Annotated in this window: 2 protein-coding genes and 1 pseudogene; all 3 read right to left on the bottom strand. The window is 63.3% G+C overall.

The features are described from left to right. Positions 1 to 192 precede the first annotated feature (192 nt). Positions 193 to 1,878, bottom strand: a complete 1,686-nt coding sequence (locus tag D0Z70_RS24220) for an ATP-binding protein (protein ID WP_119750760.1) — start codon at positions 1,876 to 1,878, stop codon at positions 193 to 195. A gap of 122 nt (positions 1,879 to 2,000) precedes the next feature. Beyond that, positions 2,001 to 2,741: a sigma factor-like helix-turn-helix DNA-binding protein gene (locus D0Z70_RS24215; RefSeq protein WP_119750758.1), complete on the bottom strand. Its 741-nt coding sequence runs from the start codon at positions 2,739 to 2,741 to the stop codon at positions 2,001 to 2,003. A gap of 56 nt (positions 2,742 to 2,797) precedes the next feature. Further along, a pseudogene (locus tag D0Z70_RS24210) lies at positions 2,798 to 3,175 on the bottom strand (DUF932 domain-containing protein); the annotation flags it as partial. Between the last annotated feature and the right edge of the window lie 118 nt (positions 3,176 to 3,293).

Below are 3,293 nucleotides of genomic sequence, written 5' to 3'. Positions count from 1 at the left end.
CGATTCTCGGAGGCCACCGGCGAATCGAGAACCGATTCTGCGAATGAGATTAATGGTTCTCGACGGTCGCCGGACGCCGCCTGCAACCGTCAACGTCATATGAGCTTATCGATTCTCCACAGATCATCGCGGTTGAATTGACGCCGGCTCCATAGGCCGCGATGACCGGCGCGCACGGCAGATCGGGGGCGATCACGACGCCCGGCGCGGGGGCAAGTCGAAGGCCAAGGTGATCTCAGTCCGACTGGCGGTGACTGAGAGTGTCCGTCCCTCGGGGATCAGCCAGCAAAGCTCGTTCTGAAGCGTTGTACGGATCCGCTGGAGGGCGGCCGCCTCTTCGGAGAGCAGCAAGCTGGTGGCGAGATGCCGCGCCTCGATCCGGAATTCGCGCAATTGCGTGTCGTAGCTGTCGCGCCCGCGATCCTCGTCGAAGCTGAAACAGGCATTCTCCAGCAGGTCTGCGGCGTCGTCGAGGTCTATCGTCGCCGATCTCGTCCAAAGAAGGATGATGTCATCGACCCCGCAATAATAGTCTTGAAGGTCGATCACGACATCCGTCGGAATGCCGATCCGCTCGCGCTGTGAATCCGGCCGATCGCCGGCCCCGATTGCGAAATCGAGAACGATCGAATCGACCGGACCGGATTCCACCGCATCCGGCAGCGGTTCTTCGTCGCCGCGGATCTGATAGAGTTGCGTTTCGTGCTCGATTACGAACCGCAGATCCGAGATGCGCGGCAAACAGTCGTACCAGGCATAGCCCGCGAAGGAATCGTCCGAGCGAACGAGCGCTCCGTCAATCACTCCAATGTTGCTGGCAAACGCCCGCGCCACACAATGCTCGAGGTGCGGCTCAAGCGGTTGCATGCGGACCATCGCCGGAATGCTCACCAAGGTGTCAGCCCTTTCGCGTCCATGCACCGGCGTTGGCGACCAGGGTTCGAGCCCAGCCTCCGCTTCGGGCAGGTCAATCCCGAGCGTGCTGGCCCGTTGCCATTCGCGGAACGAGAGGCGGTGGGCGCCGGCGACGCGAATGGCGCGAAAGATTGCGCGTTCCGCTGCCTCCCGTATTGCCGTGAGCGCTTGATTCTGGACCAATTCCTTTCGCGCCGGGAGCACGAGCTGAAGCTGGGGGGCATCGACAATGTCGATCCGGGTCCGCCAGGTGAAGGGCTGATCAATCTCTCGCTTCGAGGGAAGGTCACAGGCGACCCGAACGCCATGGAAATTGAACTGCGAGCCGTGATTGCCGTGAAGCATGGTGTCGCGAAACACACCGATGCGAACGCCCGAGCCTGTCTCGACATAGGCGGCCTCGGTCAGGAAATCCGAGCGATCAATCTCCTCGCCGCGCAGAAAGACCGCGATCGGATAAGAGCACGCGTTGATCCGAACCTGCGCGTCGAGCATATTCTCCCAAGTCTCTGGAAGATCGATCAGGATTTCCGTTCCGGCATCGATCGGGAATGGTTCCACCCTCAGGGCGGCGCTGGTCTCCCAGGCGTCTGCGGGAATGATGATGCGCCAGCCTTGCCCAGCCCGGGAGGAAAAGGACCGGATCTCGATGCGGTGGCCGGCGAGACTGAACACCCCCATGCCGGCCGGGTCTTCGCGGCGTGCCGTATCGGTGTCCCACCCGGACTGGCCGAGCGTCACGAGAACCGCGGGATCGTCGATACCCCGCCCGTCATCGCGCACGCTGAGCGTCGGATGGCCGGCGAGGTCCAGCGTGTCGATATCGACACGCCTGGCACCGGCGCGGCGCGCGTTCTGGAGGAGTTCGTTCAGCACATCGGCAATGCTGCCGTTGAACAGGCGGGTGACCTTGGTGATCGCGGCCTGGCTGACCGAGGTACGGATGGTGACGGGAAGGGTCATGGGGATGCTCCGGCGGGAAGCGGCCAATTCCGCTGCCTCGCCGCGCTTCGCCCTCTCCCCTCCAGCCTCGTCGTTACCGAGCGCGGGTTCTCCGTCGGCGACGGATCGGAACTTGGCCGGTTTCACGCTGAGCGATCGAGATCATCCTGTAGGCGTATCGCCAGATGGCTTAGCGCCGCACCGATTTCTCGTTCGACGTGCGCAACGGAAGTGCCGGTCCGTTCAGCGATCTCCGAATAAGGCAGACCGCCAAGCTGGTGCAGCTCGAAGATCGCCCGGCGATCTGGCGGTAGCAAGGCAATCGCCAGGCGATAGGTGGTCGCGTCGGTCGTCTGGACGGACGATATCTCGGCAGGCAGGTGATCAGGGCTGGTTTCGAGCACCGCCGGCGCGGCAGTTGGAAGGACAGGCAAGACGCGGTCGGCGTGCGGCTTAGGGGCAATGGCGACCCAATTGGCGAAGCCATCCCCTTCGGCCCCGCAATCGTCGCAGGTCTCATTGTCGAAGAGTCCCGAAATCGACCAGCCTCGTTCGTCCGGATCCCATCTCACCGTGGCGTCGCGGACGATCTCATCGCTTCCGCAGTCCGGACAGACTGGCTTCCGCGCGGCCGGGGGACAGGGCGATTGAGGATCGGGGTCATCTCCGTCGGTGACCGGCACGACATGGGCGTGACGGCCCCGGTCGGGGACACGCGGATCGTCGTAAATACTGTCCTCTGCCCGGATGAGAGCAAGGCGGACAGCCTCGGCCGGATCTTCGGCCTCGATATCATATTGCTCGCTGGCGAAGCACTGGCCGCCGCTTAAGAAGTCGACGGTGACGCGATAGGCTCGCGTCGGTGCCACCGAATTCTCGGTCATGGCAAGTCTCCAGAATCTGGAAGCGCGGCGCCGGACTATGTCCGGCGCCAACGCGGTCAGTTGGCGCGCTCCATCAGCTTTCGGGCCTTGCTCTCGAGATCGAGGCGATCGTCCTGATGGGTCTTGTGTCGCGCGACGGCGGTGATGCCCTGCACGAAGTCGTAGAGTGACGCGGCAGGATGCCCCTCCTCGTCGAGGACCGTGGCGATGACCTTGGCCGTGTCGGCTTTGGAGAAGCCACGGTTGCGCAGGAAGCTCGTGCGATCCTCGTCGGTGCGCGCGACGATGCGGTCCCGCGCGGTGCGGATGCCGTTGATGAAATGCGTTGGCGAGGAATCCGCGAAGTGGGTCAACGCCGGCTCGGCCTGCTGCGCGAACCGATTTGCGGCGAATTTCGAGTGGCGGATATTGATCTCCTCAAAATTCTCGACGCCGTCGGGTAGGGGCGAGGGTTCCCGGTGGGATTGTCCTCTACCCCTCCCACGGAACCGGACTTGATAGTTTCCCATCATCCGGCTCCTACGCTTGCACCATACGATCCAGCCGTTCCTG

The sequence above is a fragment of the Sphingobium terrigena genome, from assembly GCF_003591655.1.
Classification (GTDB): domain Bacteria; phylum Pseudomonadota; class Alphaproteobacteria; order Sphingomonadales; family Sphingomonadaceae; genus Sphingobium; species Sphingobium terrigena.
The sequence above is the reverse complement of the archived record's forward strand: the minus strand, read 5'-3'. Positions and strand labels throughout refer to the sequence as shown.